Source organism: Bordetella bronchiseptica (genome assembly GCF_900636925.1).
Lineage (GTDB): Bacteria > Pseudomonadota > Gammaproteobacteria > Burkholderiales > Burkholderiaceae_B > Bordetella > Bordetella pertussis.
Genome location: NZ_LR134326.1, coordinates 1265829 through 1281866 on the forward strand (window position 1 = coordinate 1265829; position 16038 = coordinate 1281866).

Annotated in this window: 14 protein-coding genes; 4 read left to right on the forward strand and 10 right to left on the reverse strand. The window is 68.0% G+C overall.

The window, feature by feature from the left end:
- Positions 1-4: 4 nt before the first annotated feature.
- The 3 genes from EL288_RS05960 to EL288_RS05970 are packed head-to-tail and all read right to left on the reverse strand — an operon-like array spanning position 5 to position 3608.
- A complete protein-coding gene (locus EL288_RS05960; RefSeq protein WP_003813906.1) occupies positions 5-781 on the reverse strand; it encodes an SDR family oxidoreductase in 777 nt (258 codons plus the stop codon).
- On the reverse strand, positions 778-2568 hold the full coding sequence (locus EL288_RS05965) for an acetolactate synthase catalytic subunit (RefSeq protein ID WP_003813904.1): 1791 nt from the start codon (positions 2566-2568) through the stop codon (positions 778-780). Before EL288_RS05965 ends, EL288_RS05960 begins: the two co-directional genes overlap by 4 nt.
- Positions 2569-2627: 59 nt before the next feature.
- Entirely contained in the window at positions 2628-3608 is a 981-nt protein-coding gene (locus EL288_RS05970; RefSeq protein ID WP_003813902.1) for a Bug family tripartite tricarboxylate transporter substrate binding protein, read from the reverse strand.
- Between the two features lie 137 nt (positions 3609-3745).
- Between EL288_RS05970 and EL288_RS05975 the strand changes: the two genes are divergently transcribed.
- The gene (locus EL288_RS05975) at positions 3746-4663 is read left to right on the forward strand and encodes a LysR family transcriptional regulator (protein WP_003813900.1); all 918 of its coding nucleotides are present in this window, start codon (positions 3746-3748) and stop codon (positions 4661-4663) included.
- Between the two features lie 128 nt (positions 4664-4791).
- On the opposite strand, the gene serB is transcribed toward EL288_RS05975, so the two are convergent.
- Both serB and mfd read right to left on the reverse strand, forming a co-directional pair.
- Positions 4792-5652, reverse strand: coding sequence for a phosphoserine phosphatase SerB (serB, locus tag EL288_RS05980; protein WP_033458675.1), 861 nt, complete (start codon positions 5650-5652; stop codon positions 4792-4794).
- Between the two features lie 35 nt (positions 5653-5687).
- Positions 5688-9143 carry a transcription-repair coupling factor gene (gene mfd / locus EL288_RS05985; protein ID WP_003813896.1) on the reverse strand — a complete coding sequence of 1152 codons (3456 nt, stop codon included), beginning with the start codon at positions 9141-9143 and terminating at the stop codon, positions 5688-5690.
- 29 nt (positions 9144-9172) lie between these two features.
- On the opposite strand from mfd, the gene ispD reads away from it, so the two are divergent.
- Together ispD and ispF are read left to right on the forward strand one after the other, a co-directional pair.
- Positions 9173-9856 (forward strand): 2-C-methyl-D-erythritol 4-phosphate cytidylyltransferase, encoded by a 684-nt coding sequence (gene ispD, locus EL288_RS05990; protein WP_003813895.1) that lies wholly within the window; start codon positions 9173-9175, stop codon positions 9854-9856.
- Positions 9853-10341 carry a 2-C-methyl-D-erythritol 2,4-cyclodiphosphate synthase gene (ispF, locus tag EL288_RS05995; protein WP_010926958.1) on the forward strand — a complete coding sequence of 163 codons (489 nt, stop codon included), beginning with the start codon at positions 9853-9855 and terminating at the stop codon, positions 10339-10341. Before ispD ends, ispF begins: the two co-directional genes overlap by 4 nt.
- A gap of 8 nt (positions 10342-10349) precedes the next feature.
- Here the strand turns inward: ispF and EL288_RS06000 are convergent, their stop codons facing one another.
- Complete coding sequence (locus EL288_RS06000) at positions 10350-11600, reverse strand: MFS transporter (protein ID WP_223851191.1); 1251 nt, start codon at positions 11598-11600, stop codon at positions 10350-10352.
- 60 nt (positions 11601-11660) lie between these two features.
- Here EL288_RS06000 and EL288_RS06005 point away from each other — a divergent pair, with 60 nt between their 5' ends.
- Positions 11661-12488, forward strand: a complete 828-nt coding sequence (locus EL288_RS06005) for an AraC family transcriptional regulator (RefSeq protein WP_010931533.1) — start codon at positions 11661-11663, stop codon at positions 12486-12488.
- An 80-nt stretch (positions 12489-12568) separates the two neighbouring features.
- Here the strand turns inward: EL288_RS06005 and EL288_RS06010 are convergent, their stop codons facing one another.
- From EL288_RS06010 to risA, 4 genes are all read right to left on the reverse strand, one after another.
- Complete coding sequence (locus EL288_RS06010; protein ID WP_003813887.1) at positions 12569-13087, reverse strand: carboxymuconolactone decarboxylase family protein; 519 nt, start codon at positions 13085-13087, stop codon at positions 12569-12571.
- 55 nt (positions 13088-13142) lie between these two features.
- Positions 13143-13691: a peroxiredoxin gene (locus EL288_RS06015; protein WP_003813886.1), complete on the reverse strand. Its 549-nt coding sequence runs from the start codon at positions 13689-13691 to the stop codon at positions 13143-13145.
- Between the two features lie 62 nt (positions 13692-13753).
- Entirely contained in the window at positions 13754-15148 is a 1395-nt protein-coding gene (gene risS / locus EL288_RS06020; RefSeq protein ID WP_033446543.1) for a sensor histidine kinase RisS, read from the reverse strand.
- 34 nt (positions 15149-15182) lie between these two features.
- Complete coding sequence (gene risA, locus EL288_RS06025; protein WP_003813882.1) at positions 15183-15917, reverse strand: response regulator transcription factor RisA; 735 nt, start codon at positions 15915-15917, stop codon at positions 15183-15185.
- Positions 15918-16038: the final 121 nt, after the last annotated feature.

The following is a 16038-nucleotide window of genomic DNA, read 5'->3' on the forward strand; positions in this document are numbered from 1 at the left end:
CGGGTCACAGCCCCCGTCCGCCGGTCACCGGCAAGGTTTCGCCGGTGATGAAGCCGGCCTGCTCGGAAAGCAGGAACAGCACGGCGTCGGCGATGTCGGCAGGCTGGCCCAGGCGCCGCAGCGGGGTGCTTGCGCGGATCGTCTCGTTGAACTCGCCGCCGGCCACCGAGGCCATCGCGGTCTCGATGCGTCCTGGGGCGACGCAGTTGATGCGGATGCCGAATTCGGCCACTTCGCCGGCGGCCTGCCGGGTCAGGCCGACGACTGCGTTCTTGGCGGTGGCGTACGACGCGCCGGCAATCGAGGAATAGCGCAGGCCCGCCAGCGAGGCGATGTTCACGACCGCCCCGGCGCGCCGTTCGACCATCCCCGGCAACACCGCGCGCAGCGCGAAAAAGTAGCCGCCAAGATTGACCTGGATGACGCGCTGCCACTCCTCGGGCGGGGTTTCCCAGATCATGCGCTTGCGGCCGTCCGGCTGCTTGGGCGAGATGCCCGCGTTATTGACCAGCAGATCGAAGGCGCCGAAGCCATCCTGCATCGATGCGATCGACGCCACGACGGATGCGCATCCCATGTCGTGCACGATAGTCGCCGCTTCCGCGCCCAGCTGGCGCACCATCGCCGCCGTTTCGTCGGCGGCCGCATGGTCGGCATCCAGCACGCAGACATGGGCGCCGTCCTTGGCCAGCGCCAGGGCGATGGCGCGGCCTATGCCGGCGCCCGCGCCCGTCACGAGCGCCCGCTTGCCGCGGAACCGGGGCTGTTCGCGCGGCGTCATGGCGTCTCGCCGCCGAGGGGCCGGAGCTGGGATTCGAACGCCGATATCGGCGGAAAGGCCGAGGGCTCGGTTTTCACGTCGATCACGAACGGGACCGGGCTGCGTTCGGCCGCCGCCATGGCTTGCCGCAGCGAAGCGGCGTCGCTCACGCTGGCGCCATCGCAGCCGCATGCCTTGGCGATCGCGACGTGATCGATGGCGCCGAAGTGGCAAACGTCGGTATGGGTGCCGAAACGGCTTTCTTCGGCGTTGATCTGGAACCCGAGCACGCCGTTGTTGAGCACCACGATCGTGAGGGGCACCTCGTGCCGGCGAGCCGTTTCCAGTTCGGCCCAGCAGTGGGCGAAGCCGCCGTCGCCGGTCAGGCAAATCACGCGGGCGCCGGGCCGGGCGATCTTGGCGCCGATCGCCATCGGGACGCCCCATCCCAGGCCGGCGATGCCACGCGGCGTGACGAATCGCGTTCCCGCCTCGGTGCAAGGGATGAACTGGGCAAGCCAGATGGACGAGTAGCTGGCATCGGCGACCCAGATGATGTCGCCATGGCTTGCGCGCAACTCCGCCATGATCCGTTCCGGCCGCATGGGCGAGGCGTCGCTCTGCGCGTAGGGCGCGAGTTCGGCGCGGTGGGCCTGGCGGCAGGCTTCGAATGCCGGCGCCAGCTCGGCCATTCTGCGCGCCGCAACGGCCTGGCCGCGCCCCTGCAGGGCATCGCCAAGCGCCTGCAGCGTGGCGGCGGCGTCGCCGGCAAAGCGCATGGCCCCGTAATTGCGGCCGACTTCCTCGCTGTCGATGTCGATCTGGGCATATTGCGCCTGCTCGGGAAACAGCGACCACGACGCCGTGCCGTTCTCGTTGGTGCGGGTGCCGACGAACAGCACGAAGTCGGCGCTTCGGACGTAATCCATGAAATGCTTGGCTGGACTGCGCGTGCCCATGGCGTTGCCGATCACCCCCAGGGAGAGCGGATGCGTTTCGTCGATCGCGCCCTTGCCCATATTGGTGGTGGCCACGGGCAGGCCGGCCAGGGACTGCAGCCGGGCCAGGGCGTCGCAGGCGCCCGAAAGATGGACGCCGCCTCCAGCCACGACCAGGGGCCGCTTCGCGTCAAGCAGGCGCTGGGCAAGCTGCGCCAGGCGGCCTGCCACCGGAACCGTCCGGTCCAGCGGGAAGCGGCCCAGCGGCTCGTCGCTGTCCTGCGCCACCGGCCGCGCCTGCGGGCAGGCCGTGGTCAGGACGTCCTGCGATACCAGCAGCACCACCGGACCGGGCCGGCCGGATGTCGCGATACGTATCGCGCGCTCGGTGTACTCCGCGGCGCGTTCGGCCACGTCGATCCGGCGTACCCATTTCGCGCAGGATGCGAATAGCTGGACGTGGTCCAGCTCCTGGAATGCGTTCTTGTCCGCGTTGGCGCGCGGCACCTCCTGCACGATGGCCAGGATGGGCACGGACGCCTTGGTCGCCTCGGAGAAGCCGGCGACCAGCAAGGCCGCGGCCGGGCCGTTCTGCGCCGTGATCACGGTCAGCTGGCGTCCGACGCGAGCCGCGCCGTCGGCCATCGCCGCGCCCGCGTTCTCCGTCCGGTAGCCGATCTGGCGGATACCGATCGCATCGGCGGCCAGGAACAGGGCCGTCGGACAGCTTTGGCCGAAGATCTGGGCGACGCCCGCGGCCTTCAGCACGTCGGCGATCGCGTTGGCGGCCTGGTAGGCGCTCAGATCCTGGCGCGCCCAGCTGCCGGTGCTGGTGCGCGCGCCGGGTGGTGATTCAGTGTGTGCTTGCATGGGGTTTCATCTGGTGTGGATAGCTGGGAGGCTGGCCAGGCGGCGGCGTGCGGCGGCTGCTACAGCTTCGATGGCGGCAGATTGATCTTCTTGACGACCTCGGCCCACTTGGCGATTTCCGCGCGCATGAAACTGTCCAGCGCGGCGGATGTGCCGCCGGTCGGCTCCAGTCCCGCGGCGGAGAACTGCGCCAATACGTCTTGCGACTTCAGGCCCTTGTTGGCCGCGGCGTTGAGCGTTTGCACGATCGCGGCCGGCGTGTTCTTCGGCGCGTACAGCGCGACCCACGAGGCCGACGCGAACCCGGGGACGGCTTCGGCCACGGTAGGCAGTTCCGGCACCAGCGCCGAACGTTGCGGACCCGTCACGGCCAGGGCGCGCAGGCTGCCAGCCTTGACCTGCGGCAGCGACGAGGGCATGTTGTCGAACATCAGCTGGACATGGCCGCCGATCAGGTCGGTCAGCGCGGGAGCGCTGCCCTTGTAGGGCACATGTTGGATATCGGTCCCGGTCATCAGCTTGAAGAGCTCCAGCGTCAGGTGCAGCGAGCCGCCAGTGCCGGTGGACGCATAGGATTCCTTGCCCGGGTTGGCTTTCAGGTGCGCGATCAGGCCCTGGACGTCCCGCACCGGGGACGATGGGTTGACGACCACCAGCAGCGGGCTGGATGCCACGGCGGCGATCGGTTCGAAACTGCCGGTCGCGCTGTACGGCAGGTTGGCGTAGGTGCTGGGGTTCGTTCCATGGGTCGCGCTGGTGCCGATCAACAGCGTGTAGCCGTCGGCGGGCGCTCGCGCCACATAATCCGAGCCGATGATGCCGCCCGCGCCCGCGCGGTTCTCCACGATCACCGACTGTTTCAGCTCCTCGCTCATGGCGCGCGCCAGGCCGCGCGCGGCGATATCGGTAATTCCTCCGGGCGGATAGGGCACTACCAGCCTGATCGGCTTGGTCGGATAGGCGTCGGCGTGTGCGGCGCCAAGCACCCCCAAAGTCAGCACGCCCGTGGCGAGGGAAATGAGTACTCGGTGCAATAGCATGTTGCTGCGTCTCCGGAAGGCGATGTTGATACGCCTGTTATCGATGGTTGGCCTGAAGGCGACGCCATTACACCCGTAAATGTTTGATTCGTATAATCTATTCTGTTTATAGTTAATTCAATTTAAGTTATGACGCCATGAACGTGACCTTCAGGCAGTTGACCGCCTTCATCGAGGTCGCAAGCAGCCGCAGCTTCTCGCAGGCGGCGCAGGCCTTGCACGTGACGCAGCCGGCGCTGACGGCCATGATCCAGAAGCTGGAGGCCCAGCTTGGAGTCGTCCTGTTCACGCGTACGCGCCGGGGCGCCGAGCTGACCACCACCGGGCGCGAACTGCTGCCGGAGCTGCAGCGGATCCTGGCCAATCTCGAGGTCGTGATCGAGGATGTGCGTGGTGCCGCCTCGCCGCGCGGCGGCACCGTCACGCTGGCGTGCATTCCGTCGCTCAGCAACACCTGGATCCCATCCCTGATCGCGCGCGTGGAGCAGGCCTATCCGCGCATCAAGGTGATCCTGAAGGACGCCATGACCGAAAACCGCAGCATTCACGAGATGCTGAGAACCGGCGATATCGACTATGGCGTGGGCAGTCCGTCGGTCGAGCAGGACGGATTGGAGTTCGACCTGCTGGCGCACGATGAACTGGTCGCGGTCGTGCCGCAGGATCATCCCCTGGCCAGGCGCACACTGGTCCGCTGGAGCGAGTTGGCGGAATCGCCCTTGATAGGCATGAGTTACCAGAGCCACGTGAGGATGCTGGTCGACGAAGCCTTCGCGGCCAACGGCATCTCGAAGCGTCCCAAGCGCGAGGTGAGCCTTATCACCACCGCCATCGGCATGGTGCGGGCAGGGCTGGGCGTTTCCGTTCTGCCCACCACCGCCATCGAGGTATGCAACGTCGCCGGGCTGAAGGTATTGCGGCTGCATGCGCCGCGGGTGCGCCGTCCCCTGGGGTTTTTGCACCTGCCGACGCGCAGCCTGAGCCCGGCCGCGCGGCTGCTTCTGCGGTTCGTGAAGGATGCGGGCCCCATTCCGCTGGGCAAGCAGCCGGAGTAAGGCGCGCGGGCCGGCCGGGCGGCGGGAGGCCGTCGCGAGGCGCCTGTCCCCGCCGGGACAGATACCGTCTTGGCCGTCAAGTGTTCATGGGTGCCTGTCCCCGCGGGGACAGGCACCCTATGTGTGGCTTACTTCTCGAACCAGTTCAGCACGCCGTCCAGGCCGCATACGTTCAGGGCGTAGGGCGTTTGCTCGCGCACGATGGGCTTGGCGTGGTAGGCGACGGCGAAGCCGGCGCGGGCCAGCATCTTGAGGTCGTTGGCGCCGTCGCCGATGGCGATGATCTGCTCGGGACGGGCCGACAGGCGCTGCGCCAGCGCGGCCAGGTGCGCGGCCTTGGCGTCGCCGTCGAGAATGTCGCCCAGCACGCGTCCGGTCAGCTTGCCGTCGGCGTCGACTTCCAGCGTGTTGGCATGGGCGTGGTCCAGCCCCAGGCGTTCGCGCAGCCGCTCGGTGAAGAAGGTGAACCCTCCGGAGACCAGCAGGGTCTGGATGCCGGCCGCCTGGACGCTGGCCAGCAGGCGTTCGGCGCCCGGGTTCAGGCGCAGCTTCTCGGCGTACACGCGTTCGAGCGCGGCAGCCGGCGCGCCGGCCAGGAGCGCCACACGGCGGCGCAGGCTTTCCGGGAAGTCCTTGATTTCGCCGCGCATGGCGGCTTCCGTGATCTGGGCCACCTGGGCCCCCACGCCGGCGACGGCCGCGATTTCGTCGATGCACTCGATGTTGATCAGCGTCGAGTCCATGTCCATCGCCAGGATGCGGCAGTCGGCCAGCGCCAGGCCCGCGGGCACGAAGGCGGCGTCGACGCCGTGCGTTTCGGCCCAATGCCGTACCTGGGCGCGCGTGTCGCCATCCTGCTGTACGTCGAGCAGGCGGGCCGCGGTGGTGCTGATGCGCGTCACGCCCTGGGCCTGGGCCAGCGCCGCCAGCTGTTCGGCGTGTTCGGCCGCCAGGGCGGGAGACTGGATGACGAGGTGATGGATAGTCATGGATCGAGGATTCCGGGCCGCGCCGAGCGCGGCGGTTATTTCAGTGCGCGCAGGACGGCGCGCACGGCGTCGGCGCGGGCGGCGATCTGAGGCGCCTTGATCTCCACCCGCAGTTTGTCCTGGCCGGACAGCTTGATATGGCGCTGGCGCTGCACCAGCTCGATGATGCGCAAGGGGTCGACCGTGGTCTTGGCACCGAACTGCAGCAGGGCCTGCGTTTCGCTGGCATCGATCTTGACGATGCCCAGCGGTTGCGCGGCCAGGCGCAGGCGGTGCGTGGCCAGCAACGTCTGCGCGGCTTCGGGCAGTTTACCGAAACGGTCGATGAGTTCTTCCTGGATGCGGATCAGGTCGTCTTCGCCGTCGGCATGCGACAGGCGCTTGTAGATGGCCAGGCGGCCATGCACGTCGGGACAGTAGTCCGACGGCAGCAGCGCCGGCGCGTGCAGGTTGACTTCGCAGGCCAGGTTGAAGGGCGCGTCCAGGTCGGGCTCCTCGCCCGCCTTCAGCGCCCGCACCGCTTCGTTGAGCATCTCGTTGTACATCGAGAAGCCCACCTCCTGGATGTTGCCCGATTGCGAGTCGCCCAGGATTTCGCCGGTGCCGCGGATTTCCAGGTCGTGCATGGCCAGGTAGAAGCCCGAACCGAGCTCTTCCATGGCCTGGATGGCCTCCAGGCGCTTCTTGGCGTTGTTCGTGATGGCATCCTCGCCCGGCGTCAGCAGATAGGCGTAGGCCTGGTGGTGCGAGCGTCCGACGCGGCCGCGCAGCTGGTGCAGCTGCGCCAGGCCGAAGCGATCGGCGCGGTGGATGACGATGGTGTTTGCGGTGGGGATGTCGATGCCGGTTTCGATGATGGTGGTGCACAGCAGCACGTTGTGGCGCTGCTGGTAGAAGCCCTTCATGACCTGTTCCAGCTCGCGTTCGGGCATCTGGCCGTGGGCGACCGCGATGCGGGCCTCGGGCACCAGTTCTTCGAGGCGCGCCCGCCGGTTGTGGATGGTCTCGACCTCGTTGTGCAGGAAATACACCTGGCCGCCGCGCTTGAGCTCGCGCAGCAGCGCTTCGCGTATGGTGCTGCCGTCCTCGCGCCGCACGAAGGTCTTGATGGCCAGCCGCTTCTGCGGCGCCGTCGCGATCACGGAGAAGTCGCGGATGCCTTCCAGCGACATGCCCAGCGTGCGCGGGATCGGGGTGGCCGTCAGGGTCAGCACGTCGACCTCGGCGCGCAGCGCCTTGAGGGTTTCCTTCTGGCGCACGCCAAAGCGGTGTTCCTCGTCGATGATGACCAGGCCCAGCCGCTTGAAGCGCACGTCCTTGGACAGGATCTTGTGCGTGCCGATGACGATGTCCACGCGGCCGTCGTTGATGCCTTCGACGGCGGCGGCCACCTCCTTGGCGGAGCGAAAGCGCGACAGCTCCACGACGCGCACCGGCCAGTCGGCGAAGCGGTCGGAAAACGTCTGGGCATGCTGCTCGGCCAGCAGGGTGGTGGGGCACAGCAGCGCGACCTGCTTGCCGTTGGCCACGGCCAGGAAGGCGGCGCGCAGCGCGACCTCGGTCTTGCCGAAGCCCACGTCGCCGCATACCAGCCGGTCCATGGGGCGGCCCGAGGTCATGTCCATGATGACGGCCTGGATGGCGGCCGCCTGGTCGGGCGTCTCCTCGAAGCCGAAACCTTCGGCGAAGGCTTCGTAGTCGCTCATGGGCAGCTTGAAGGCATAGCCTTCGCGGGCGGCGCGCTGCGCATACAGGGCCAGCAGTTCGGCCGCGGTGTCGCGCACCTGCCTGGCCGCCTTGCGGCGCGCCTTGTCCCATTGGCCCGAACCGAGCTGGTGCAGGGGGGCGGCGTCCGGGTCGGCGCCGCTGTAGCGGGCGATGACGTGCAGCTGCGACACGGGCACGTACAGCGTGCTGCCGCTGGCGTATTCGAGATGCAGGAACTCCATCTCGCCTTCGCCCATGTCCATGTTGACCAGCCCGTGGTAGCGGCCGATGCCGTGCTGGGCGTGCACCACCGGGTCGCCGGCGCGCAGTTCGGCCAGGTCGCGCACCATGGCTTCGACATTGCTGGTGCGTTCCTGGGTGCGCTTGCCGCGCCGGGTGACGCCGGCATGGCCGGGGTAGAGGTCGTTCTCGGTCAGGAACAGCAGGGCGCCGCCGGGCACGCCGAAGCCGGCCGACAGCGGCGCCACGGCCAGGCCGAAGCGCGCGCCGTCGTCCAGGAAGGCCTGGATCGAATCGGCCTGCGCCTCGGGCGCCAGGCCGTGTTCGCCCAGCATTTGCGCCAGCGTCTCGCGCCGGCCGGCCGAATCAGCGCACAGCAGCACGCGGTCGCCGGTCTGCGCCAGCAGCGCGCGCAGGCGCGCCACGGGGTCGTCGGCGCGGCGCGCCACGGCGACATCGGGCGCGGCGGCGAAGTCCGGATGCGGCCGCTCCGCCATCAAGGCCAGGCGCGGGAAGTCTTTCAGGCGCGCGAACAGCGCCTCGTGGTCGAGGAACAGGGTGTCCGGCGGCAGCACCGGCCGTTCGCGGTCGACCTTGAGAAAGTCGTAGCGGCTGCGGGTGTCATGGGCGAAGCGCTGCATGGCGTCGTCGATGTCGCCCACCGTGACGGTGATCGTGTCGGCCGCCAGGTAATCGAACAGGGTGGCGGTCTGCTCGAAGAACAGGGGCAGGTAATACTCGATGCCGGCGAACGCGATGCCGTTGCCGATGTCCTTGTACGGCAGGGCGCGGGAGGGGTCGCCTTCGAACACTTCGCGAAACCGCGCCCGGAAGCGGTTGCGCGCCTCTTCGTCCATGGGAAACTCGCGGCCGGGCAGCAACTGCACTTCGCCCACCGGATACAGGCTGCGCTGCGTGTCGACGTCGAAGCTGCGGATCGATTCGATCTCGTCGTCGAACAGGTCCAGCCGGTAGGGCACCACCGAACCCATGGGAAACAGGTCGATCAGGCCGCCGCGCAGGCAGAATTCGCCCGGCGCGGTGACCTGGGTGACGTGGCTGTAGTTGGCCAGCGTCAGCTGCGCGCGCAGGGCCGCTTCGTCGAGCCGGTCCTTCTGCTTGAACGAAAACGTATACGCGGCCAGGAAGGCGGGCGGCGCCAGGCGGTACAGGGCGGTGGTGACCGGCACGGTCAGGATGTCCACGCCCTGGTTCATGAGCGCGTGCAGCGTGCGCAGGCGTTGCGAGATCAGGTCCTGGTGGGGCGAGAACGCGTCGTAGGGCAGGGTTTCCCAGTCGGGCAACTGGCGCACGCGCAGTTCGGGCGCGAATTGCGGGATTTCATCGGCCAGCCGCTGGGCCTCCAGCGGGTCGGCCGTCAGCACCACCAGCGGCTTGCCGGCCTGGCGCGCCAGGTCCGCCAGCAGCCATCCGTCGCCGGATCCGGGCGGGCGGGGCTGCGTAAAGCGCGCTCCCGGCTTGAGGGCGGACAGGGTGGTGGCGGTGGCGGGGATGGGCACGGCGGGCGGAGTGAGATCAGGCATCAGGGCAAAGATTATAAAATCACCGCAACATGTCCGAGTCCCTGATCGCTATCGTGCCGGCCGCCGGCATCGGCGCGCGCGCCAGCCTGCCCGGCGAGGCGGCCGTTCCGAAACAATATCGCCCGCTGGCCGGGCAGCCCATGCTGCGCCACGCGGTGCGCGCCCTGCTGGCCGATCCGCGCATCGTCCAGGTGCGCGTGGCGGTCAGCGCCGGCGACGGCTGGGTCGAGCAGGCGCTGGCTGGCCTGCCGCGTACCGTATGGCGCCCATGCGGCGGCCCGAACCGCGCCGACACGGTGGCCGCCGCCCTGGCCGACAGCGGGGCGGCCGCCGACGACTGGATACTGGTGCACGACGCCGCCCGGCCGGGCTTGCCGGCCGCGGCGCTGGCGCGCCTGATCGACGCCTGCCTGGACGATGCGGTTGGGGGCCTGCTGGCCCTGCCGGTCGCCGATACCGTCAAGGCGGGCCGGCAGCGCGTATCGCGCACCGTCGATCGCGACGGCCTGTGGCTGGCCCAGACGCCGCAGATGTTTCGCGCCGGCTTGCTGCGCGACGCGCTGGCGCGCGCGCGGGCCGCGGGCCTGGCCGTTACCGACGAGGCGTCGGCGGTGGAGGCGGCCGGCCATGCCCCGCGCCTGGTGGCGGGCGCGTTGCGCAATTTCAAGGTGACCTGGCCCGATGATTTCGAACTGATGGAAAAATGGCTATGAATATCCCGTTTCGCGTAGGGCAGGGCTTCGATGTGCACGCGCTGGTCGAAGGCCGGCCCTTGATCATCGGGGGCGTCACCATCGCCCACACGCACGGCCTGCTGGGGCATTCCGATGCCGATGTCCTGTTGCATGCGGTGACCGATGCCCTGCTGGGCGGGGCCGGCCTGGGCGATATCGGCCGCCATTTTCCCGATACCGACCAGGCCTACCGCGGCGCCGACAGCCGGGTGCTGCTGCGGGCGGCGTTCGACAAGGTTCGCGCGGCGGGCTGGGCGCCGGTCAACGTCGACGCGACCATCCATGCGCAGGCGCCCAAGATCGGCCCGCACGCGGCCGCCATGGTGGCCAACATTGCCGCCGATCTGGCGTTGGACGCCGGCGCGGTCAACATCAAGGCCAAGACCAACGAAGGCCTGGGCTACCTGGGCCGCAAGGAAGGGATTGCCGCCAACGTGGTGGTGCTGCTGGCGCGCGCCGGCTAGGCCGGCCGCTAGGCGGCCGGGGCGCTTTGCGGCTCGGGCCGCTCGCTGGGCAGCAGCAGCACCATGGTGGCGGTGCAGGCGGCGATGACGGCCATGCCCGCGAACAGGCTGCCAAAGCCTGCCTGCTTGACCACCGGCCCCAGCAGCCACACCGCCAGCGAACTGACGCCGAACGACACCGTCAGCCGCATGCCGGCCACGCGCGAGCGGCTGCGGTCGTCCACATAGCGCACGATCATCGCGTCGGTGAACGGGATCGCGCCGAAAATGAACACCATGGTTCCCAGCAGCGCGGCAAACAGGGCCCAGCCCTGCGCCACGGCCGCCCAGGCCAGCAGCGGGATCTGCGCCAGCACCATGCACAGGTAGAGCGGCTTGAGCGCGACCCGGTCGATCAGGCGCCCCACCACCACCTGCGTGAGCGATGCCACCACATAGATGAACGCCAGCATGGCGCCGAGGGCGACCGGGTCTTCGACGATGCCGCGAAAACGCTGGTCCAGCAATTGGGCATTGCCGTTGGTGGTGAAGTTGAACAGCAGGCTGCCGGTGACGGCGGCCGCCGTCATGACCGCGAACGCCCGCGCCAGCTGGCGCGGGTCGAGCAGCACGCTGGCGCGGCTCTTGCGGCGGGCCGGCGGCTCGTCCTCGGCGGGGCATACCCGCATGAACAGCAGGCCGCACGCGATCGACAGCAGTCCGGGCACTGCGAAGGCCGCCCGCCATCCCAGCCATTGGACCAGCACGCCGGTGACCAGCGCCGCCAGGGCCACGCCCAGGTTGCCGGCCAGCCCGTTGACGCCGATGACCGCGCCCGGGTTGGTCGCGTGCTGCACGATCATGGGAATGCCCACCGGATGGTAGATGGCGGCGAACGCGCCGATCAGCGCCATCGCGCCGGCCAGCTGCCAGGCATTGCGGGTCAGCGCGCACAGCAGCGCGGCCGCGCCCAGGCCGAAGAAGAACAGCAGCATCATGCGGCGCCGGCCCCACAGGTCGCCCAGGCGGCCGGCCGGCCACGATGCCAGGCCGAACAGGAAGAAGGCCGCCACGCCGAAGGGCATGAGGTCCTCCCAGCGCGCAAAACCGAAATCGGCCGCGATGGCCGCGACCGCCGTCGCGAAGATCAGCAGGAACATATGGTCCAGCGCGTGCGCGACGTTCAGCAACAGCGTGACGCTGCGCGGGAAGGCGGCGGGAGGGGCGGGCGTGCTTGCTGCGGGAGCGTCCATGGCGAAGGCGTCGTAATGAGGATGCATGCCAGTGTGCGCTGGCTGCGCTATTCTGTCCTTCTTGAATTCGACCAAAACTATCGAGAAATGGACAAACCCGCCGCCGAAGCCATCTCGGTTGCCCATGCGCGCGCGCCGGCTGTCGTCACGCGGCGCAACCGCTATCCGGCCGACGCGCACGTCAAGCCGCATTGGCACGATCGCGCGCAGTTCCTGTGCGGCTCGTCGGGGGTGATGCGGGTCGCGACCCGGCGCCGGCTGTGGGTGGTGCCGCCGATGCGCGCGTTATGGATCCCGGCGCGCACGGTGCACGAAATCCGCATGAGCAGCGCGGTCGACATGCGGTCCTTGTACATCGACGCGGCGCTGGTGCGGGGCATGCCCGACGATTGCGCCGTGCTGGACATGACTGCGCTGATGCGCGAGCTGGTGGTGCGCGCCAGCACCGATGCGCCCTCCACCCGCGACGCGCCCCAGCGCCACGAGGCCAGCGACGGCGCGCTGGACGAGGAATATGGCCTGCTCAGCGCCTTGATGGTGGCCGAACTGCGGCGGCTGCCGCGCTGCGGCCTCGATCTGCCGCTGCCCGAGAGCGCGGCGCTGCGTGGCCTGTGCGAGCGGGCGCTGGCCGACTTGTCGGCATTCGACAGCGCCCAGGCGCAGGCGCGCCGGCTGAAGCTCAGCGCGCGCACGCTGTACCGGCGTTTTCTCGACGAAACGGGCCTGAGCTTCGCGCGCTGGATCCAGCAGGCCCGCCTGCTGGACGCCGTGCGGCGGCTGGGCGACGGCCAGGCGGTCACCGACGTGGCGCTGGATCTCGGCTATCAGAGCCCGAGCGCGTTCACGGCCATGTTCAATCGGGCGCTGGGCTGCTCGCCGCGCGAGTGGCGGCGGCTGGGCGAGGGAAGGGAATGAGTGCCGGCCCCGCGCAGGGGCCGGCTGCGGCCGCCGGCGGGGGAGGCCGGCGGGGGAGGCCGGCGCACCGCGGGGGGCGCTTACTTGCCCTGCGCGGCCAGCGCCAGGGCGGCTGCGTTGACGACGGCGGCAATACGGCCCGCGTCGCGCAGCTGTTCGACGGTCAGGCCGTCCTTCTTCAGGTTTTCGTAGTGCGACTGCACGCAGAAATGGCACTTGCCGATGATCGAGGCGGCCAGCGCGAACAGCTCGAAGCGCTTCTTGTCCACGCCGCCATGGGTGGCGTAGGCATTCATGCGCAGCTGCGCCGGCAGGCTCTTCAACTGGGCGTCGCCGGTCATTTCGACGTACGGATACCAGGTGTTGTTCATGCCCATCAGCGCCGAAGCGGTCAGGGCGGCATTGGCGTCGGTCTCCGACAGCGCACCCTTGAAGGCGTCGATCAGCAACTGGCTGCGCGCGGCGAACGCGGCCGACAGCGCGGCGCCCAGGGCGTCTTCCGGCGCCAGGGTGGAGCGTGCGATCACGGCGTCCAGATTCAGGCGGATGTCCTTGGCCCAATCCGGCAGTTGATCCTTAATGGTAGAAAGGAATTCCATAGTTTTTCCCTATAGTCTGGAGCAATGAAAGCCCGGACGAGCCGGGCCGGGGAAATTACAGCGTGGCGCCGCCAACCGAACGGTTGCACGGGCACAGCTCGTCGGTTTGCAGGCCGTCGAGCAGACGCAGCACTTCTTCAGGGTTGCGGCCGACGTTCAGGTTGTTCACCGAAACGTGCTGGATCGTGTTGTCGGGGTCGACGATGAAAGTGGCGCGCAGCGCGACGCCGGCACCCTTTTCACGCACACCCAGCTGATCGATCAGCGCGCCGGTGGTGTCGCCGAACTGGTAGTGACCCAGCTTGTTCAGGTCCGGGTGCTCACGGCGCCAGGCCAGCTTGACGAATTCGTTGTCGGTCGAGCCGCCCAGCAGGACGGCGTCGCGGTCTTCGAAATCCTTGGCCAGCTTGTTGAAGCCGACGATTTCGGTCGGGCACACGAAGGTGAAATCCTTCGGGTAGAAATAGATCACTTTCCACTTGCCGGGGAAGGAGCTTTCGGTGATGTCCTCGAAAGCCGAAACGCCGTTTTCTTCATGCTGGTTGAAGCCGGGCTTGACGCCGGTAACCTTGAAAGGCTCGAGTTTGTCGCCAACAGTTTTCATGTGGTGCTCCCAGTAAGTTGGTGGAATTAAGGCAGGCAAGGCCTCAAGCCCTAAATTCTACGCTATTGGTTTTCGCTGTCTAATTGATAATTTCTAAATTTGGCTTTGGGTAACTCTATCCGCGCGATCAGGCCGCCGCCCTGGCGCGGCAGCATGCGCAGCGAGCCGCCCACGTGCTTGAGCAGGCGTTCGACGATCGCCAGGCCTAGCCCCGCGCCGCTGACGCCGGTGCGGGCCGCTTCTCCACGCGAAAACGGACGCAGCAGGCGGTCGACTTCCTCGGGGGCGATGCCGGGGCCGCGGTCGGCCACTTCGATCGCCAGGATATTGCCTTCCGAATGCACGCTGATGGCCAGGTGGGCCAGTCCGTCGGACGAGCGGCCGTAGCGGCGCGCGTTCTCGATCAGATTGCTGACGATGCGCTTGAGATCCAGCGCCGTGATGCGCGCCCGCAGGCCCGGATCGATCGAGGCTTCCAGCTCGCCGCCCAGCGAGGCGGTATGGCTGCGCTCGCGCTCATACAGCTCGGCCAGCACCGACGAAATGTCGGTGGCGAGCTGGGGCAGGGTTCCGGCCGGGCGCGCGTATTCCATCAGCTGCCCGATGCTGTGGTCGATCTGGCCGAGGTCCTCGTCGATGGCCTGGCGGGCGTCCTCCGAGACGCCGCTCATCTCGATTTCCAGGCGCATGCGCGCCAGCGGCGTGCGCAGGTCGTGTGAAATGCCGGCCAGCATGAGCTCGCGATCGGCCTCGGCCTGCCGCAGGTCCTTGGCCATGCGGTTGAACGAGGCATTCAGGTCGCGGATTTCCAGCGGACCTTGCTCGGGCAGCGGCGCGGGCGTTTCGCCGCGCGAGAGCACCTGGGCGGCGCGCGCCAGCCGCGACAGCGGCCGGTTGACGAACCCCACGCTGACGGCCGCGCCGACCAGCGACAGCAGCAGCGCCGTGGCGCCCCAGCCCAGCCATTCGATGCCGCCGGTCAGGCCGATCTGCTCGCGCTCGAAGACCAGCCAGTACAGGTCCTGGTCGATCTGGAAGCTGACCCAGAAGCCGGGTACCTGGTTGACCCCCCAGGCGATCTGGGTTTCGGGTCCGAAACGCACGCGGATATGCTGCGCGACCCGTTGCCAGTAGTCGTCGTCGGGCAGCGCCTCGGTGAAGTCGGTGAGCTCGCGCGGGTAGACCTGGATGCCTTCGTTGGTGGCCAGGTCCAGCAGCAGCTTGCTGCGCTCGTCCGTATGCGAATAGACCAGGGCCGTACGCGTGATATTGACGGCCGTGATCACCCGCTGCGCCATCTGATTGGCGCGCGGCCCCAGCTCCATGCTGAAGAAGACTTGCAGCCAGGCGCCCAGGCTGACCAGCATCAGTGCCGCGAGCAGCAGAAAGGTGCGTCCGAACAGGCCGAGACGCAACCGCGAGGTCAGGTTTCTGAACAGTCTGCGCATGCGGGGCACGAGACGGCGCTCCTGCCCGGGGCGGGCCATTAGGTCAACTGCCGCCATCCGGAACGAAAACGTATCCCAGGCCCCAGACGGTTTGGATGAAAACGGGTTTGGACGGGTTGGGTTCGATCAATTTGCGCAGACGCGAAATCTGCACATCCAGGCTGCGGTCGAACGCCTCGTATTCGCGTCCGCGGGCCAGTTCCATCAGCTTGTCGCGCGACAGCGGGATCTTGGGATGGCGGGCAAAAACCTTCAGGACCGAGAATTCGCCGGTCGTGATCGGCACCTGCTCGCCATTGCGGGTGAGGGTGCGCGTGGACAGGTTCAGGACGTACGGGCCGAAGGCGATCGACTCGTTTTCCTGGCTGGGCGCGCCCGGGTGCTCTTCGGTGCCGCGGCGGCGCAGGATCGCATTGATGCGGGCCAGCAGTTCGCGCGGGTTGAAGGGCTTGGACAGGTAATCGTCGGCTCCCATTTCCAGGCCGACGATCCGGTCGATTTCCTCGGCCTTGGCGGTCAGCATGATGATGGGAGTATTGTCGTGGCCGCCGCGCAGGCGGCGGCAGATCGACAGGCCATCCTCGCCCGGCAGCATCAGGTCGAGAACCAGCAGGTCAAAGTGTTCGCGTTGCCACAGTTTGCCCATTTCCTTGGCATCTTCGGCCACGAATACATTGAACCCTTGTTCCGACAGATAGCGGCGCAGGAGATCGCGCAGTCGGGGATCATCGTCGACGACCAGGATCTTGCGGGTAGGAGTGGTGTTTTGCGTGTTCATGGCCGGAAATGTAACAGTGACAAGAACCAGCGGCTAGTGGGTGTTCACAAGATATTACACATTGCGCGCTACGGTTGAAATCCCCCTTACATACTAGGTGAAGCGCCCGATTTCGTACAAT

Excerpts from the sequence above, each read along its gene's own strand:
- EL288_RS05960 (WP_003813906.1), bottom strand. The coding sequence starts at position 781 with ATGACGCCGCGCGAACAGCCCCGGTTCCGCGGCAAGCGGGCGCTCGTG.
- EL288_RS05965 (WP_003813904.1), bottom strand. The coding sequence starts at position 2,568 with ATGCAAGCACACACTGAATCACCACCCGGCGCGCGCACCAGCACCGGC.
- EL288_RS05970 (WP_003813902.1), bottom strand. The coding sequence starts at position 3,608 with ATGCTATTGCACCGAGTACTCATTTCCCTCGCCACGGGCGTGCTGACT.
- EL288_RS05975 (WP_003813900.1), top strand. The coding sequence starts at position 3,746 with ATGAACGTGACCTTCAGGCAGTTGACCGCCTTCATCGAGGTCGCAAGC.
- serB (WP_033458675.1), bottom strand. The coding sequence starts at position 5,652 with ATGACTATCCATCACCTCGTCATCCAGTCTCCCGCCCTGGCGGCCGAA.
- mfd (WP_003813896.1), bottom strand. The coding sequence starts at position 9,143 with ATGCCTGATCTCACTCCGCCCGCCGTGCCCATCCCCGCCACCGCCACC.
- ispD (WP_003813895.1), top strand. The coding sequence starts at position 9,173 with ATGTCCGAGTCCCTGATCGCTATCGTGCCGGCCGCCGGCATCGGCGCG.
- ispF (WP_010926958.1), top strand. The coding sequence starts at position 9,853 with ATGAATATCCCGTTTCGCGTAGGGCAGGGCTTCGATGTGCACGCGCTG.
- EL288_RS06000 (WP_223851191.1), bottom strand. The coding sequence starts at position 11,600 with ATGCATCCTCATTACGACGCCTTCGCCATGGACGCTCCCGCAGCAAGC.
- EL288_RS06005 (WP_010931533.1), top strand. The coding sequence starts at position 11,661 with ATGGACAAACCCGCCGCCGAAGCCATCTCGGTTGCCCATGCGCGCGCG.
- EL288_RS06010 (WP_003813887.1), bottom strand. The coding sequence starts at position 13,087 with ATGGAATTCCTTTCTACCATTAAGGATCAACTGCCGGATTGGGCCAAG.
- EL288_RS06015 (WP_003813886.1), bottom strand. The coding sequence starts at position 13,691 with ATGAAAACTGTTGGCGACAAACTCGAGCCTTTCAAGGTTACCGGCGTC.
- risA (WP_003813882.1), bottom strand. The coding sequence starts at position 15,917 with ATGAACACGCAAAACACCACTCCTACCCGCAAGATCCTGGTCGTCGAC.